Annotated in this window: 15 protein-coding genes and 2 riboswitches; of the genes, 14 read left to right on the forward strand and 1 reads right to left on the reverse strand. The window is 64.8% G+C overall.

Translation table 11 applies throughout. The annotated features are described in order from the left end of the window. Nucleotides 1-12: 12 nt before the first annotated feature. Nucleotides 13-1,293 carry an FIST signal transduction protein gene (locus tag ACN9MV_RS04190; RefSeq protein WP_093079433.1) on the forward strand — a complete coding sequence of 427 codons (1,281 nt, stop codon included), beginning with the start codon at nt 13-15 and terminating at the stop codon, nt 1,291-1,293. 6 nt (nt 1,294-1,299) lie between these two features. Here ACN9MV_RS04190 and ACN9MV_RS04195 read toward each other — a convergent pair whose 3' ends face one another. Continuing rightward, nucleotides 1,300-2,601 (reverse strand): D-amino acid dehydrogenase, encoded by a 1,302-nt coding sequence (locus ACN9MV_RS04195; protein WP_426391392.1) that lies wholly within the window; start codon nt 2,599-2,601, stop codon nt 1,300-1,302. A gap of 92 nt (nt 2,602-2,693) precedes the next feature. Then, nucleotides 2,694-2,810, reverse strand: a riboswitch (glycine riboswitch). A gap of 3 nt (nt 2,811-2,813) precedes the next feature. After that, nucleotides 2,814-2,914, reverse strand: a riboswitch (glycine riboswitch). Nucleotides 2,915-3,030: 116 nt separating this feature from the next. Here ACN9MV_RS04195 and rfbB point away from each other — a divergent pair. From rfbB to ACN9MV_RS04260, 13 genes are all read left to right on the forward strand, one after another. Next, complete coding sequence (rfbB, locus tag ACN9MV_RS04200; protein ID WP_426391393.1) at nt 3,031-4,104, forward strand: dTDP-glucose 4,6-dehydratase; 1,074 nt, start codon at nt 3,031-3,033, stop codon at nt 4,102-4,104. Further along, nucleotides 4,101-4,991 (forward strand): dTDP-4-dehydrorhamnose reductase, encoded by an 891-nt coding sequence (rfbD, locus tag ACN9MV_RS04205; RefSeq protein ID WP_426391394.1) that lies wholly within the window; start codon nt 4,101-4,103, stop codon nt 4,989-4,991. The genes rfbB and rfbD overlap by 4 nt, the downstream gene beginning before the upstream one ends. 20 nt (nt 4,992-5,011) lie before the next feature. After that, on the forward strand, nt 5,012-5,908 hold the full coding sequence (rfbA, locus tag ACN9MV_RS04210) for a glucose-1-phosphate thymidylyltransferase RfbA (RefSeq protein WP_426391395.1): 897 nt from the start codon (nt 5,012-5,014) through the stop codon (nt 5,906-5,908). Beyond that, entirely contained in the window at nt 5,905-7,266 is a 1,362-nt protein-coding gene (locus ACN9MV_RS04215) for a glycosyltransferase (protein ID WP_426391396.1), read from the forward strand. Before rfbA ends, ACN9MV_RS04215 begins: the two co-directional genes overlap by 4 nt. Before the next feature lie 28 nt (nt 7,267-7,294). After that, a complete protein-coding gene (rfbF, locus tag ACN9MV_RS04220; RefSeq protein WP_426391397.1) occupies nt 7,295-8,068 on the forward strand; it encodes a glucose-1-phosphate cytidylyltransferase in 774 nt (257 codons plus the stop codon). Beyond that, nucleotides 8,065-9,135, forward strand: a complete 1,071-nt coding sequence (gene rfbG, locus ACN9MV_RS04225) for a CDP-glucose 4,6-dehydratase (RefSeq protein ID WP_426391398.1) — start codon at nt 8,065-8,067, stop codon at nt 9,133-9,135. The genes rfbF and rfbG overlap by 4 nt, the downstream gene beginning before the upstream one ends. Then, nucleotides 9,122-9,676 carry a dTDP-4-dehydrorhamnose 3,5-epimerase gene (rfbC, locus tag ACN9MV_RS04230; RefSeq protein ID WP_426391399.1) on the forward strand — a complete coding sequence of 185 codons (555 nt, stop codon included), beginning with the start codon at nt 9,122-9,124 and terminating at the stop codon, nt 9,674-9,676. Before rfbG ends, rfbC (ACN9MV_RS04230) begins: the two co-directional genes overlap by 14 nt. A gap of 1 nt (nt 9,677) precedes the next feature. Further along, nucleotides 9,678-10,904: a methyltransferase domain-containing protein gene (locus tag ACN9MV_RS04235; protein ID WP_426393143.1), complete on the forward strand. Its 1,227-nt coding sequence runs from the start codon at nt 9,678-9,680 to the stop codon at nt 10,902-10,904. Continuing rightward, nucleotides 10,901-11,755, forward strand: coding sequence for an NAD-dependent epimerase/dehydratase family protein (locus tag ACN9MV_RS04240; protein WP_426391400.1), 855 nt, complete (start codon nt 10,901-10,903; stop codon nt 11,753-11,755). Before ACN9MV_RS04235 ends, ACN9MV_RS04240 begins: the two co-directional genes overlap by 4 nt. Before the next feature lie 152 nt (nt 11,756-11,907). After that, entirely contained in the window at nt 11,908-12,648 is a 741-nt protein-coding gene (locus tag ACN9MV_RS04245; protein WP_426391401.1) for a cephalosporin hydroxylase family protein, read from the forward strand. Between the two features lie 23 nt (nt 12,649-12,671). Next, nucleotides 12,672-13,214 carry a dTDP-4-dehydrorhamnose 3,5-epimerase gene (gene rfbC / locus ACN9MV_RS04250; protein WP_258351361.1) on the forward strand — a complete coding sequence of 181 codons (543 nt, stop codon included), beginning with the start codon at nt 12,672-12,674 and terminating at the stop codon, nt 13,212-13,214. Between the two features lie 17 nt (nt 13,215-13,231). Continuing rightward, the gene (locus tag ACN9MV_RS04255; protein ID WP_426391402.1) at nt 13,232-14,695 is read left to right on the forward strand and encodes a UbiA family prenyltransferase; all 1,464 of its coding nucleotides are present in this window, start codon (nt 13,232-13,234) and stop codon (nt 14,693-14,695) included. Then, the gene (locus tag ACN9MV_RS04260; RefSeq protein WP_426391403.1) at nt 14,692-16,014 is read left to right on the forward strand and encodes an FAD-binding protein; all 1,323 of its coding nucleotides are present in this window, start codon (nt 14,692-14,694) and stop codon (nt 16,012-16,014) included. Before ACN9MV_RS04255 ends, ACN9MV_RS04260 begins: the two co-directional genes overlap by 4 nt.

The following is a 16,014-nucleotide window of genomic DNA, read 5'->3' on the forward strand; positions in this document are numbered from 1 at the left end:
TTGGCACGCATCATGAAGTTGTTTCCCTCCGGTCATGCCACCCATCCGCAATGGCGCATGGCGGCCGGCCTCGTGCTGGCCCAGCTGCGGGCACAGATGGCCCTGCCCGACTACGCCTCGTCGCCGACGCTGGGGCTGCTCTACATCACCGACCACTATGCGAGCGAGGCGCAGGACATCCTCGACCACCTGAGCGCCGAGCTGCCCGAAGTGACCGACTGGTCGGGCACCGTCGGCATCGGCGTGTCGGCCAACAACGCCGAGTACTTCGACGAACCCGGCATGAGCCTGATGCTTTGCGCTTTGCCCAGCGACCAGTACCGCGTGTTCTCGGGCGTGGCGCCGCTGGGCAATTCCGAAATGAGCGGCTTCGAGGCGCACACGGCGCTGGTGCATGCCGACCCGGCAACGCCGGACCTGGCCGAGCTGATCGCCGAGATGGCGGGGCGCACCGACACGGGTTATCTGTTCGGCGGGCTGTCTTCGGGGCGCGGCAGCGCGCTGCAGTTCGCAGTCGGCGGCAACGGCAACATCCGCGGGCACGGGGCGGCGGGTGGGGTGTTTTCGGGCGGCCTGTCGGGCGTGGTGTTCGGCGAAGGCGTACGGCTGGTGTCGCGCGTCACGCAGGGCTGCCAGCCGCTGCGCTCGGGGGCGGTGCGCGAGCGCGAGATCACCGAGGCCGACGGCAATTTGCTGCTGAAGCTCGACGGCGAGCCGGCGCTCGACGTGCTGCTGGCCGATCTGCAGGTGTCGCTCGAACGGCCGCAGGAGGCCATCGACGCCGTGCGCAACACGCTGGTCGGCCTGGCCGATGCCGGTAGCGACGGCATCCGCCGCACCGGCGACCTGGGCGCCGACGTGCTGGTGCGCCACATCATCGGGCTGGACCCGACGCGGCGCGGCATCGCCATTGCCGATGTGGCCGAGGCCGGCATGCGGCTGACCTTCTGCCGCCGCAACGCACAGGCCGCGCGGGCCGACCTGATGCGCATCTGCGCGGAAATTCGCGAGGAGCTGGAGCCCGAAGAGCAGACGCTCGCCACCGCGCGCGCCGTGGCGGCGGGCGAGGCCGAGGCGGCGCCGCATCCGGCACGGCGCATCGCAGGGGCGGTGTACGTGAGCTGCTCGGGGCGCGGCGGGCCGCATTTCGGCGCACCGGGCGCTGAGTTGCAGATCGTGCGGCACGCGCTGGGCGACGTGCCGCTGGTCGGGTTCTTCGCTGCGGGCGAGATTGCCCGGCATCACCTGTATGGCTATACCGGGGTGCTGACGGTGTTTACCGCCAACGACTGAACGCGATCAGGCCGGCTGCAGCGCGCGCGGCGCGGGCGCAGGCATGCCGGTGAACGCGAAATCTACCTCCGGCGCCAGCCCGCTCACGATCCGCGCGATCGACTTGCCCGAGCCGCAGGCATGCGTCCAGCCGAGCGTGCCGTGGCCCGTGTTGAGGAACAGGTTCGGCAGCCTGGTCTTGCCGATCAGCGGCACGTTGCTCGGCGTGGCGGGGCGCAGGCCGGTCCAGAACTGGGCCTGCGTGGTGTCGCCGGCGCCGGGGAACAGTTCTTCGACGCGGCGCACGATGGCTTCGCAGCGCACGCGGTTCAGGTCGCGGTCGTAGCCGTTGAGCTCGGCCGTGCCGGCGATGCGCAGGCGGTCGCCCGACTCCGAGGTGTAGCGCGAGAACACGAGCTTGAATTCGTCATCCGTCAGCGAGACCTGGTGGGCCTTCGACGCGTTCTTGACGGGCAGCGTCACCGAATAGCCTTTGGCCGGGTAGATCGGCAGGCGAATGCCCAGCGGGGCGGCATACAGCGGGCTCAATGAACCCATTGCCAGCACGAAGGCGTCGCCGCGGATGCGCTGGAAGCGGCCTTCGCTATCGGTGGCTTCGACGTGATCGATGCTGCCGCCGGCTTCGCGCAGCGCGGTCACGGTGTGGCTCATCAGGAACTTGACGCCCGCCGCGGTGGCCAGGCCCACGAGCTCGCGCGCGAAGCGGTTGGCGTCGCCGGACTCGTCCTCGGCCGTGTAGGTGGCGCCGGCCAGCTTCGGGCGGATGTGGGCGAGGGCGGGCTCGATTTTCACGGCTTCGTCGGCCGAGATGACCTGGCGCTCGCAGCCCAGTGCGCGCATCTGCTCGGCGGGCGCGAGGGCGCCGTCGAACTCTTTTTGCGTCGTGTAGAAGTGCAGGATGCCCTGCGTGCGCTGGTCATAGTTCAGGCCGGTGTCGCGGCGCAACTGTTGCAACATCGAACGGCTGTATGTTCCGAGACGCACGATCTGCTCGATGTTGTGGCGGGTGCGCGCCGGCGTGCATTCGCGCAGGAACTGGAGGCCCCAGAGCCACTGGCGCATGTCGGCGCGGACGCGGAAGAGCAGCGGAGCATCTTCCTTGCCCAGCCACTGCAGCACCTTGAGCGGCGCGCTGGGGTTGGCCCAGGGCTCGGCGTGGCTGACGGAAATCTGCCCGCCATTGGCGAAGCTGGTTTCGGCGGCCGGGGTGGCCTGCCGGTCGATCACGGTCACTTCGTGGCCGAGTTGCTGGAGGTAGTAAGCCGAGGTCACGCCGAGCAGGCCGGCGCCAAGAACGATCACGCGCATTTCAAGTACCTTTGAGGTTGCAGCGCTTGAACGACGGGTGTGGTGTGCTATTGAATAAATAGCAAAGCAATCGGACGACCGTAGTCCAAGTTGCCGCTCCCCCTGTCCTCGGTACCTGAGAGATTCACCCGCTGCGCCCGCAGAGGGTTTGCTCCTTCGGTGCATCACGACCACGTTGGGCGGTGTGATGGCTCTCCAGACGGCGTTTCAGTTGGTGCAGTACAGGTCCCTTGTTCGGACCGACCTGAGCGTTTATGGGAGTTTGCGCCTTCGGTAGGGCCACCCGGGTGGCCCGCTCTCCTGCAGTGGGGCGATTGTAGGCGGGGCTTGCGCGGGCGCCAACCTTTGATTTCTCTCCTCTGGCCGAATGGGATAATCGCCTGTTGATTTGCCGCAAGGCGATCGTTCCATATATCAGCAGGGGACTTCATGATCCTGGTTACCGGCGGCGCTGGCTTCATCGGCGCCAATTTCGTACTCGACTGGATCGCCAACGGCGACGAGCCGGTCGTGAACCTCGACAAGCTGACCTACGCAGGCAACCTTGAGACCCTCGCGTCGCTCAAGGGCAACCCGAAACACATCTTCGTGCAGGGCGACATCGGCGACAGCGCCCTCATCGACCGCCTGCTGGCCGAGCACAAGCCGCGCGCCGTGGTCAACTTCGCCGCCGAATCGCATGTGGACCGCTCCATCCATGGCCCCGAAGACTTCGTGCAGACCAACGTGCTGGGCACCTTCCGCCTGCTCGAATCCGTGCGCGGCCACTGGAGCGCGCTGCCAGCCGAGCAGAAGACGGCCTTCCGCTTCCTGCACGTGTCCACCGACGAGGTCTACGGCTCGCTGTCGAAGACCGACCCCGCCTTCACCGAAGAGAACAAGTACGAGCCCAACAGCCCTTACTCGGCCAGCAAGGCCGCCAGCGACCACCTCGTGCGCGCCTGGCACCACACCTACGGCCTGCCGGTGCTGACCACCAACTGCTCGAACAACTACGGCCCCTTCCACTTTCCCGAGAAGCTCATCCCGCTGATGATCGTCAACGCGCTGGCCGGCAAGAGCCTGCCCGTGTACGGCGACGGCATGCAGGTGCGCGACTGGCTCTACGTGAAGGACCACTGCAGCGCCATCCGCCGCGTGCTCGAAGCCGGCAAGCTGGGCGAGACCTACAACGTGGGCGGCTGGAACGAGAAGCCCAACATCGAGATCGTCAACACCGTGTGTGCGCTGCTCGACGAGCTGCGCCCCAGGGCCGACGGCAAGCCGTACAAGGAACAGATCACCTACGTCACCGATCGCCCCGGTCACGACCGCCGTTATGCCATCGATGCGCGCAAGCTCGAGGCCGAGCTCGGCTGGAAGCCCGCCGAGACCTTCGACACCGGCATTCGCAAGACCGTCGAGTGGTATCTGGCCAATGGCGAGTGGGTGCGCAACGTGCAAAGCGGCGCGTATCGCGAGTGGGTCGAGAAGCAATACGACACGACGAAGGCTGCGGCATGAAGTTGCTGCTGCTGGGCAAGGGCGGACAGGTCGGCTGGGAGCTGCAGCGCAGCCTGGCGCCCCTGGGTGAACTGGTCGCGCTCGACTTCGACAGCACCGATTTCAACGCTGACTTCAGCCGGCCGGAGCAACTGGCCGAGACAGTATTGAAGGTTCGCCCCGACGTGATCGTCAATGCGGCGGCGCACACGGCCGTCGACAAGGCCGAGAGCGAACCGGACTTTGCGCGCAAGCTCAACGCCACCTCTCCGGGGATCGTGGCCGAAGCGGCGCAGCAGATCGGCGCGCTGATGGTGCATTACTCCACCGACTATGTCTTCGACGGCAGCGGCACCAGGCCTTGGAAGGAAGACGACGCGACCGGCCCGCTCAGCGTGTACGGCCGCACCAAGCTCGAAGGCGAGCAACTGGTGGCCCAGAACTGCGCCCGTCACCTGGTCTTCCGCACCAGCTGGGTGTACGCGGCGCGCGGCGGCAACTTCGCCAAGACGATGCTGCGGCTGGCGAAGGAGCGCGACAAGCTGACCGTCATCGACGACCAATTCGGCGCGCCCACGGGTGCGGAGCTGCTGGCCGACGTGACGGCGCATGCCATCCGGGCGACGCTGCAGGATCCGGCGAAGGCCGGGCTCTATCACGCGATTGCTGGCGGAGAAACGACATGGCACGGCTATGCGCGCTTCGTGATCGAGCAAGCCAAGGCGGCGGGTGTCGAACTCAAGGCCGGCCCGGAGGCCGTCGAGGCCGTGCCGACCAGTGCCTTCCCGACCCCGGCAAAGCGCCCGCACAACTCGCGCCTGGACACCACCAAGCTGCAGGCCACGTTCGGCCTGCGCCTGCCGCCCTGGCAGGAAGGCGTCGCGCGCATGCTGCGCGAGATTCTTTGAACTTTCACGAGAAAAAGAACATGACCAAGACGACGCAACGCAAAGGCATCATCCTGGCCGGTGGCTCGGGCACCCGCCTGCACCCCGCGACCCTGGCGCTCAGCAAGCAGCTACTGCCGGTGTACGACAAGCCGATGATCTACTACCCGCTCAGCACGCTGATGCTGGGCGGAATGCGCGACATCCTGATCATCAGCACGCCGCAGGACACGCCGCGGTTCCAGCAACTGCTGGGCGATGGGAGCCAGTGGGGGATCAACCTGCAGTACGCGGTGCAGCCCAGTCCTGACGGGCTGGCGCAGGCGTTCATCATCGGGGACAAGTTCGTGGGCAACGATCCCAGCGCGCTCGTGCTGGGGGACAACATCTTCTACGGGCATGACCTTGTGCACCTGCTGTCCGAGGCGGACACGAAGACTTCCGGGGCCACGGTGTTCGCGTACCACGTTCAGGACCCGGAGCGATACGGCGTGGTGGCCTTCGACGCCAAGGGCAAGGCGAGCAGCATCGAAGAGAAGCCGCTGAAGCCCAAGAGCAGCTATGCGGTGACGGGGCTGTACTTCTACGACAACCAGGTTGTCGACATCGCCAAGGCTGTAAAGCCAAGCGCGCGTGGGGAGCTGGAGATCACCGCGGTGAACCAAGCCTACCTGGATCGCGATCAGCTGAATGTGCAAATCATGCAGCGCGGCTATGCATGGCTGGACACGGGCACGCACGACAGCCTGCTGGAAGCGGGGCAGTTCATTGCGACGCTGGAGCATCGTCAGGGGTTGAAGATTGCCTGCCCGGAAGAGATCGCGTGGCGCAATGGATTCATTGATAGTGCCCAGCTCGAGAAGCTCGCCGCGCCGCTTGAGAAGAGCGGGTATGGCAAATACCTGAGGCACCTGTTGACGGACAAGGTGCGTTCGTGAGCGGTCATGAGTTGCTGACCAAGGAGTCAACTCACACAATCACGGTCATCATTCCCACCTTCAATCGGCGGGTGCAGCTGCAGAAGGCAATTGAAAGCGTCCTGCAGGAACGCCGTGTGCCGGTGCTGGTGCACGTGTTCGACAACGCCTCGACGGACGAAACCGAGGCGTACGTGTGTTCTCTCATGGCGCAGGACCCTCGCGTACGCTACCTGAGGCGGCCCGAGAATATCGGCTCCACCGGCAACTACCAGGACGCGCTGGCGCATGTTTCGACGGCCTATTTCGTACCCTTGGCGGACGATGACTGGCTGCTGCCCGACTTTTTGCACGACGCGTATCAGATCCTCGAGGCACGTGCCGAGGTAGGTGCCGCAGTGTTCGTGACCGAGGTGCGAGATGCCGAGGGCGTCCTGCACGGCACGTATCCCTCGCCGCTCGACCAGTTTCGCTTCGGCCTGCTGCAACCGCGCGAGCACCTCACGGAGTGGCTGCTCCACGGCCACTATGTATGGACTTCCATACTTTGGCGCCAGGAGACCCTGGCGTGCCTGGGAGCGCCTTACCTGTGCACGGGCCTGCCAAGCGACGTCGACTTCCAGGCCCAGATCTTTTGCGAGTATCCGGTCTACCTGCGCAATCAGCCCGGCGCCGTTTTCTTCGCGCATGCCGATCAGGCCAGCCGAGGGTTTAATGTCTCGCACATCACTTCGTGGCATTCGGTGTTCGCACGGCTGGATCGCGAGATCGCGCGCAAGGGCCTCTTTTCGCCTGAAGAGTATCTGTCGCTTCGCGCGATCGCCGAAAAGCGTTACAAGGGAGCCTGGAGCGCGCCGGCCGGCGTCAGCCTGCCGGACCGGGAAAAAGTCATTGCAGCCCAGGTCGCCGGGTTTCGCCTCGGTGACTGGAAGACGGCGTTTTCGTTGATCGAGGGCGTCAAGGTGCAGCCACGAAGTGTGGGACGCGAAGTGTTCAGGCTTCCGCTCGTCGGTCGCATGGCGACCGCGTCAGTGGCCGGCACCGCCGCCGACGCCGATGAGTTGCTGGACCACGTCGTCGGGTGGATGAAGCAGGCGAGCGAAGCCATCGCGCAACTGGAACAGGATGCTGATCGATTGGAACAGGCGAAGGACGAGCAGCGCGTTCAACTGTCGGCGGAAATCGATCGGCTCGAGTGGCAGCGCAACGAAGTGGCACTCGAGTTGTCGATCTGCAGGCGCAGCGAGGCGGATGCGCTGGCACGTGCCGACACATCGGAGCTCCAACTCCTGGAATTGGCGCAAAAGGTGCAGCGATGGCGCAGCCATCCCTTGGTAAAAATGGCGACGAAGCTTGGCCTTCGTCGATTCTTTCGATGAACAGCGTTGTTTGCGGGGCCTGTAGCGCATGAAAGCAGTCATTCTGGCGGGCGGCTTGGGGACGCGCATTTCCGAAGAGACGCATCTCAAGCCGAAGCCCATGATCGAGATCGGTGCCAAGCCCATGCTGTGGCACATCATGAAGCTGTACTCGGCCTACGGCATCCACGACTTCATCATCTGCTGCGGCTACAAGGGCTACGTCATCAAGGAGTACTTCGCCAACTACTTCCTGCACATGTCCGACGTGACCTTCGACATGCGCAGCAACGAAATGCACGTTCACCAGCGCAAGGCCGAACCCTGGAAGGTCACGCTCGTCGACACCGGCGACGAGACGATGACGGGTGGACGTCTGAAGCGTGTCGGCCAATACCTCAAGGACGACGATGCCTTCTGCTTTACCTATGGCGACGGCGTGGCCGATCTGCGAATCGACAAGCTGATCGACTTTCATCGCGCCCACGGGCGCCTGGCCACGGTCACGGCGGTGCAGCCCGCCGGGCGCTACGGCGCGATCGAACGCGATGGCGATGTCGTGCGGGGGTTCATCGAGAAGCCGCGCGGCGACGGCGGCTGGATCAACGGCGGGTTCTTCGTCCTGTCGCCCCGATGCCTTGACTACATCGAAGATGACCAGTCCAGTTGGGAAGGGCAGCCGCTGGCCCGCATCTCCGGGGAGGGCCAGCTGATGGCCTTCGAACACGCCGGCTTCTGGCAGCCGATGGACACGCTGCGCGACAAGAACCACCTGGAGCAGCTCTGGTCCACCCATTCGGCGCCGTGGAAGGTGTGGCCGTGACCCCCTCGTTCTGGCAGGGCCGCCGCGTGTTGGTAACCGGGCATACCGGCTTCAAGGGAAGTTGGCTGGCGATGTGGCTGCATGCGCTCGGTGCCGAAGTCCACGGCTTCTCGCTGCCGCCGCCGACGCCGACCAACCTGTTCACGCAGGCACGCGTCGCCGATCTGCTGCGGGGCCATGCGATTGCGGACGTGCGCGACGGCCAAGCGCTCAAGCAAGCCGTTCGCGAGGCGATGCCGGAGATCGTTTTTCATCTGGCCGCGCAGCCCCTGGTTCGGTACTCCTACCAGGAACCGGTCGAGACCTATGCCACCAACGTGATGGGCGTCGTCAACCTGCTGGAGGCTGTCCGCGCCTGCGAGGGCGTGCGCGCGGTCGTGAATGTCACGACCGACAAGTGCTACGACAACCGCGAGTGGCTGTGGGGCTACCGGGAAAGCGAAGCGCTTGGCGGGGCCGACCCCTATTCGAGCAGCAAGGCGTGCGCCGAGCTGGTGACGGCTGCCTACCGGACTTCTTTCCTCGCGCAGGCCGGCGTGGCGGTCGCCACGGCACGGGCCGGCAATGTGATCGGCGGCGGCGACTGGGCCGACGATCGACTCGTTCCCGATTTCTTCCGCGCTCTCCAGGCACAACGTGCGCTCGATGTGCGTTATGCCGGTGCCACCCGACCCTGGCAACATGTGCTGGAGCCGCTCTCGGGTTATCTGATGCTGGCCGAGCGCCTCGTCCAGGGCGACGCGCTGGCGGCCTCTGCCTGGAACTTCGGCCCCGCCGACGAGGACGCCATCCCCGTGCGTCAGCTCTTGGACCGCCTGGTCGGCAAGGTGCCAGGCACGCAGTGGCGAGAAACGCATGCCAAGACCGTGCACGAGGCCGGCTACCTCAAGCTCGACAGCAGCAGGGCACGCAGCGAACTGGGATGGCAGCCCCGCTGGAGGCTCGACGAGGCGCTTGACAGGATCGTCGAATGGGATCGTGCCTGGCGTGCGGGTGAAGATATGCAGGCGGTCAGCCTGGGGCAGATCGCGGCGCACGAACGCGGGGCAGCGCATGCCGAGGTTTGACGTCACCGCCACCCGCCTCGACGGGCTCAAGCTGATACAGCGGCACAAGCTGGAAGACTCGCGCGGGTTTTTCAGCCGCTTCTTCTGTGCCGAGGAACTGGCCTGCGCGGGGTTTTCGCAGCCGGTGGTCCAGATGAATCACACCTTGACGCACCGGCGCGGATCTGTGCGCGGGCTGCACTTCCAGTACCCGCCGCATGCCGAAGACAAGCTGGTCAGTTGCCTGCGCGGCAAGGTCTTCGACGTTGCGGTCGATCTGCGCAGGGATTCGCCGACCTTTCTGGCCTGGCACGCCGAAGAATTGAGCGCCGAGAACGCGCGCAGCCTGTTCATCCCCAAGGGATTCGCACATGGCTTCCAGACACTCGCCGACGACACCGAATTGCTGTATTTGCATACCACTCCCTACGTGCAAGGCGCCGAAGGCGGGCTGAACCCCGCAGACCCCGCGCTTGCCATCGCCTGGCCGCTCGCGTTCGCAGACCTGTCCGCACGCGATGCCGCGCACCCTTTCATCCCTTCCGACTTCCGCGGTGTCTGACATGAAGTGCCGCCATTGCCACGCAGAACTGTCGCTGCAACTCATGGACCTGGGCTCATCCCCGCCTTCGAATGCCTACCTGGGCGCCGCGCAACTCGCAGCACCCGAAAAGTGGTATCCGTTGCGCGTGCTTGCCTGTTCCCAATGCTGGCTCGTCCAGACCGAGGACTACGCGCACTACGCGGAGCTCTTCTCCAGTGACTACGCCTACTTCAGTTCGTATTCGACGAGTTGGCTCGCGCACAGCAAGCGCTACGTCGATGAGGTCGTGCAGCGGTTTGTACTGTCACCAGCATCGCACGTGGTCGAGGTGGCTGCCAACGACGGCTACCTGCTCCAGTATGTGCAGCAGGCCGGTATCCCCTGCACAGGCATCGAACCGACGGCCAGCACTGCACGCGCTGCGCGCGAGAAGGGCCTGAGCGTGGTGGAGGCGTTCTTCGGCGTGGCATTGGCCCGGCAACTTGTTGCCGAGGGTAAGGCCGCGGACCTAACCGCTGCCAACAATGTGCTGGCCCACGTGCCGGACATCAACGACTTTGTGGCCGGCTTTGCTGAGCTGCTGAAGCCGCATGGCGTGGCCACCTTCGAGTTTCCGCACCTGATGCGGCTGGTGGCCGACTGTCAGTTCGACACCATCTATCACGAGCATTTTTCCTATCTGTCCCTGAGCGCGGTGCATCGACTGTTCGAGGCCAATGGCTTGTGCGTCTTCGACGTCGAGGAACTCGCCACGCATGGCGGCAGCCTGCGGGTCTTCGCGCAACGTCGCGACACGGGCGAGCGTGCGGTCGAGGCAACCGTGGCGCGCCTGCTGGCCGTCGAATTGAATGCCGGACTGACGACCCCGGCCTACTACGAAGGCTTCCAGTCGCGGGCCGACGACGTGCGCGACGGCCTCGTCACCTTCCTGATCGAGGCCCGCAGGGCCGGCAAGCGCGTTGGCGCCTATGGCGCCGCGGCCAAGGGCAACACCTTGCTCAACTACGCCGGCATTCGGTCCGGCCTGCTGCCCTGGGTCGTCGACAGGAATCCCGCCAAGCAGGGCCAGTACATGCCCGGCAGCCGCATTCCGATCGTGGACGAGGCGCGCCTTCAGCGCGAAAAGCCCGACTACGTGCTGATCCTTCCCTGGAACCTCAAGGCGGAAGTGATGAGCCAGCTGGCCTACATCCGCGAGTGGGGTGGGCAATTCGTCTGCGCCGTGCCCGGCCTGGAAGTCCTATGAAGATCGCAGTCACCGGTGCCAGCGGTTTCATCGGCCGGCACGTGGTTCACCGGTTGTCCTTGCTGCCCGGCGTCCACGTCGTCGCCGTGTCGAGGCGCGGCGCGGGCGCCTGGCTGCCGGAGGGCGTCGCGCATGTGGCGGTCGACATGAGCGCGGCTTCCGAAGGCGCCTTCGAATGGCTGGGGCGGCCCGATGCACTCATTCATCTGGCGTGGAGCGGCTTGCCGAACTACCAATCGCGGCATCATTTCGACACGCACCTGGGCGAGCAGTACCGGTTTCTCGAACAGCTCGTGAAGGCCGGGCTGTCAACGCTGGTGTGTGCCGGCACCTGCTTCGAATACGGCATGCAATCCGGCGAGCTCGACGAATCGCTTCCGACGGATCCTTGCAACCCCTACGGCTTCGCGAAGGATGCATTGCGTCGGGAGCTCGAGTTCCTGGCCGCGGACAGCCAGGTTCGCCTGACGTGGGCGCGGCTGTTCTACATGTACGGCGAAGGGCAGGCGCCGGGCGCGTTGTACACCCAGTTCATGGCGGCCGCCGGGCGTGGCGATGCCGAGTTCCGGATGTCCGGCGGCGAGCAGTTGCGCGATTTCCTGCCCGTGGCCGAAGTGGCGCAGCACCTCGTGGCCCTGGCCCTCGGCCACGCGGCGCACGGGATCGTCAATATCTGCTCGGGCCGGCCCACCTCGGTGCGCTCGCTCGTCGAGGGCTGGCGCGATTCCCTTGGCTCGCCGATCGAGCTCGCCCTGGGACACTTTCCCTATCCGAGTTACGAGCCGATGGCGTTCTGGGGCAGCAATGCCAAACTGATTCGACTGACGCGCGAGGTGGCCGATGCATCGTGAACTCTTGCGCATCGATGACTGCTAGCCTCTGCCGATAACGCGATTGACTCGTTGGCGCCGGGCGCGCTTGTGTTCGTGATGAACTTCAGTATTTCGAAGAGGTCGTGGTGCAGTTTCACGGCAAATTTCGACTCATAAAGGTGGACTAAAAAATGACGTTTGACAATGAAGTAGCCGCGCGCGTTGCGGCCAACGGAACCAATCCGGCCTTGCAGGCGGATGCGAAGACACTGATGGAATCTTCGTTTCGTGCGGGCTATTCCTACAACTTCTCCTGGATGGGACGCCCCATCATCCAGTATCCGCAGGACATCGTGGCAATGCAGGAGCTCATCTGGCGTGTGCAGCCTGACCTGATCATCGAGACGGGCATCGCGCACGGCGGCTCGCTGATCTTCTCCGCGGCGATGCTGGAGCTGAATGCGGCGTGCGGCGGCCCGGCCGATGCACGGGTGCTGGGTATCGACATCGACATCCGTTCGCACAATCGCAAGGCCATCGAGGCGCATCCCATGATGAAGCGCATTTCCATGATCGAAGGCTCGAGCATCGCGCAGGACGTGATCGACAAGGTCAAGGCCGCGGCTTCAGACAAGCGGTCCGTCCTGGTCTGCCTTGACAGCAACCACACCCATGCCCACGTGCTCGACGAACTACGCGCCTACGCGCCGCTGGTGAGCGTCGGCAGCTACTGCGTCGTGTTCGACACCATCGTGGAAGATCTGCCCGACAGCCTGTTTCCCGACCGCCCATGGGGCCCCGGCGACAATCCGAAGACAGCGGTTCACGAATTCCTCAAAACGCATGCGCATGTGTTCGAGATCGACCGGGCCATCGACAACAAGCTTCTCGTCAGCGTGGCCCCGGACGGCTACCTTCGCCGCGTGGCCTGACCCATTTGAGTTTTGGACAAATCATGAAAGCAACACCGACCGCCATACCCGACGTGCTGGTGATCGAGCCCAAGGTCTTCGGTGACGCGCGCGGCTTCTTCTTCGAGAGTTTCAACGGCAAGGCCTTCGACGAGGCCGTCGGGAAGCACGTCGAGTTCGTCCAGGACAACCATTCGCGCTCGGCCAAGGGCGTGCTGCGCGGTCTTCACTATCAGATCCAACAGCCGCAGGGCAAGCTGGTGCGTGTCGTGCGCGGGGCGGTGTTCGATGTCGCCGTCGACATCCGCAAGTCGTCTCCGACCTTTGGGCGCTGGGTGGGCGTGGAGTTGACGGACGAAAACCACAAGCAGCTCTGGGTGCCTGCCGGGTTTGCCCATGCGTTCCTGGTGTTGAGCGACACGGCCGAGTTTCTCTACAAGACCACCGATTACTACGCGCCGGCATACGAGCGCTGCATCGCGTGGAATGATCCGACCTTGAACATCGCCTGGCCTGACATGTCCCCTCAACTGTCCGCCAAGGATGCCGCCGGCGTTTCGCTGGAAAAGGCCGATCTGTTCCCATGACTGCGTTTGAGCAAACGATGAGCCTGGGCGATGCACGATCGGGCCGCGCCACTGCGGGCCGCCGGGTTATCGCGGTCGACCTCGACGGAACGCTGATTCGATCGGACCTGCTGGTCGAGAGCGTCTTCCTGATGCTGCGCTACCAGCCCCTGCTGTTCCTGAAGGCGCTGTTCTGGCTGTTGAAGGGAAAAGCCTATTTCAAGCGGCGCGTCGCCGACGTGGCAACGCCGGTCATCGCCACGCTTCCCTACAACAAGCCTCTGGTGGCCTGGCTCGAGAGCCAGAAAGCCCTGGGCGACGTGCATCTGGTGCTCGCAACGGCTTCCGACGCGCGGCTTGCACGCCAGGTGGCCGACCATCTGGGTATCTTCGACGAGGTGCTCGGCACCGAGGCGAAGAACCTTGCTTCTGCACACAAGCGGGATGCCCTGGTTTCCCGCTACGGCGAACAGCGCTTCGAATATGTCGGCAATTCGACCGCCGACCTGGACGTCTGGCGTTCCGCGAACGTCGCCCACGTGGTGAACCCCGAGTTCAATGTGTTGGCGCGCGCGCGCCGTCTCGGACGCTTGGGCGAGGTGTTCGACGATCGCGTGGGATACCTGCGTGTGTTGCGCAAGGCACTACGGCTGCACCAATGGGCCAAGAACCTTCTCGTGTTCGTACCATTGCTGGCAACGCACAAGTTGAGCCACTGGCAACTGCTGGGCGATTGTGTGCTCGCGTTCCTGTGCTTCGGCGCTTGTGCCTCCAGCGTGTACCTGCTGAACGACCTGCTCGACCTCAAGGACGACCGAAGGCACCGCACGAAGTGCAATCGGCCGCTGGCGGCCGGGACATTTCCGGTCTTCCACGCCATGGTCTGGATGCCCGCGCTGCTGGTGTTCGCGTTCGGTGCGTCGCTGCTGTGGCTGCCAGCGAGATTCGCGGTGGTCCTCGGGGTGTACTACCTCCTGACGCTGGCGTATTCGCTCTGGATCAAGCGCGTGGTCATGCTCGACGTGGTTACGCTGGCGATGCTGTACACGGTGCGCGTCGTCGCCGGCGCCGCCGCGATCGTCGCGCCGTTGACGTTCTGGATCCTGGCGTTCTGCATTTTCATGTTTCTGAGCCTGGCCTTCGTCAAGCGGTACACCGAACTCTATGAAGCCAGGGAGCAAGGGCGGGACGACGCCGCACCGGGGCGAGGCTACGAGGTCCAGGATTTCGAGCTTCTGGCGTCCCTGGGCGGGTCGTCGGGGTATCTGTCGGTGCTCGTGCTCGCCCTCTACATCAACGACGTGGCCTCGCTGCACCTGTATGGACACCCGAAGGTGCTGTGGGTGGCGTGCCCGTTGCTGTTGTTCTGGTTGAGCCGGGTCTGGTTGATCGCGCACCGGGGGCGCATGAATGACGATCCGATCGTCTTCGCACTGCGTGACCGTGTCAGCCGCTGGATCGGCATTGCGTTCGCCGCCACTTTTGTTGCAGCCGCATTTTGAACTCGTCCGCACGCCTGTCGTGGGGGCGGTATCCCCACCACCCGCAAACGGCGCACGCCGTTCATTGGCCGTCCGAGGTCGAAGGCGCTGCCGCATCCGCGCTGGCGCAAGGCAGCGGTGGCACGCTCGCGTTCGGCATGGGGCGCAGCTACGGCGACTCCTGTATGGCGGCGTCCGACCATGTCGTGGCGATGGCAGGCATGGACCGCGTGATCGCAGTGGACTGGGAAACCGGCGTGGTCGTCGCACAAGCCGGCCTCACCCTGGGAGCGCTCATCGACATCGCGCTGCCTCGGGGCTGGTTCCTGCCGGTCACACCGGGAACCAAGTTCGTCACGCTCGGCGGCGCCGTGGCCAACGACGTGCACGGCAAGAATCACCATGTGATGGGCACCTTCGGTTGCCACGTCAGGCGGCTGGCGCTGTTCAGGACGCAGGACGGGGTGGTCGACTGCTCGCCGCAGGACAACGTCGAGCTGTTCCGTGCGAGCGTCGGGGGGCTGGGCCTGACCGGCATCGTGCTGTCGGTTGAAATCCAGCTGCGTCGCGTGCCCTCTGCCTACATGGCGCAGCGCTCGATCAAGTTCGGTGGATTGGACGAGTTTTTCGACCTGTCCGAGCAGCTCGATGCGCAGCACGAATATGCCGTGGCCTGGGTCGACTGCCTCGCCACCGGCCGGCAGGCGGGGCGAGGGCACTACATCGTGGGCAACCATGCACAGGAAGGTGGCTTGCAGGTCTCTTCCGCGAAGCCCAAGAGCATGCCGGTCGATCCTCCTGTGTCGCTGGTCAATGCGGCCAGCCTGCGGATCTTCAACACGCTCTACTACCACCGGCAGCAAGCCAGGCAGGTCCACGCGGCGGTCGGCTATGACCCGTTCTTCTATCCGCTCGACAAGCTGCTGCACTGGAACCGGATGTACGGGCGGGCCGGGTTTCAGCAATACCAGTGCGTTGTGCCATTCGCCAGTTCGCGGGACGCGATTCGTGCGGTGCTCGCAGAGATCGCGCGCAGCGGCAGCGGATCTTTCCTCGCGGTGCTCAAGCGGTGCGGCGATGTTCCGTCGCCCGGACTTCTGTCCTTCCCCTTGCCGGGCGTCTCGCTGGCGCTCGACTTCGCGCAGCGCGACATTGCCAACGCACGGTTGTTCGCCAAGCTCGATGCATTGATTCACGAGGCCGGAGGACGCCTCTACCCGGCGAAGGACGCGCACATGAGCGCGGTGCATTTTCAGCAAGCCTACCCGGCCTGGCCCCAAGTCGAAGCGCTTCGCGACCCGCACCTGAAATCGCGGTTCTGGAACCGTGTAACTCCCTGA

Source organism: Variovorax sp. R-27 (assembly GCF_049913215.1).
Lineage (GTDB): Bacteria > Pseudomonadota > Gammaproteobacteria > Burkholderiales > Burkholderiaceae_C > Variovorax.

Coding starts and splice junctions, on each gene's coding strand:
- ACN9MV_RS04190 (WP_093079433.1), top strand. CDS start 13: ATGAAGTTGTTTCCCTCCGGTCATGCCACCCATCCGCAATGGCGCATG.
- ACN9MV_RS04195 (WP_426391392.1), bottom strand. CDS start 2,601: ATGCGCGTGATCGTTCTTGGCGCCGGCCTGCTCGGCGTGACCTCGGCT.
- rfbB (WP_426391393.1), top strand. CDS start 3,031: ATGATCCTGGTTACCGGCGGCGCTGGCTTCATCGGCGCCAATTTCGTA.
- rfbD (WP_426391394.1), top strand. CDS start 4,101: ATGAAGTTGCTGCTGCTGGGCAAGGGCGGACAGGTCGGCTGGGAGCTG.
- rfbA (WP_426391395.1), top strand. CDS start 5,012: ATGACCAAGACGACGCAACGCAAAGGCATCATCCTGGCCGGTGGCTCG.
- rfbF (WP_426391397.1), top strand. CDS start 7,295: ATGAAAGCAGTCATTCTGGCGGGCGGCTTGGGGACGCGCATTTCCGAA.
- rfbC (WP_426391399.1), top strand. CDS start 9,122: ATGCCGAGGTTTGACGTCACCGCCACCCGCCTCGACGGGCTCAAGCTG.
- ACN9MV_RS04235 (WP_426393143.1), top strand. CDS start 9,678: ATGAAGTGCCGCCATTGCCACGCAGAACTGTCGCTGCAACTCATGGAC.
- ACN9MV_RS04240 (WP_426391400.1), top strand. CDS start 10,901: ATGAAGATCGCAGTCACCGGTGCCAGCGGTTTCATCGGCCGGCACGTG.
- ACN9MV_RS04245 (WP_426391401.1), top strand. CDS start 11,908: ATGACGTTTGACAATGAAGTAGCCGCGCGCGTTGCGGCCAACGGAACC.
- rfbC (WP_258351361.1), top strand. CDS start 12,672: ATGAAAGCAACACCGACCGCCATACCCGACGTGCTGGTGATCGAGCCC.
- ACN9MV_RS04255 (WP_426391402.1), top strand. CDS start 13,232: ATGAGCCTGGGCGATGCACGATCGGGCCGCGCCACTGCGGGCCGCCGG.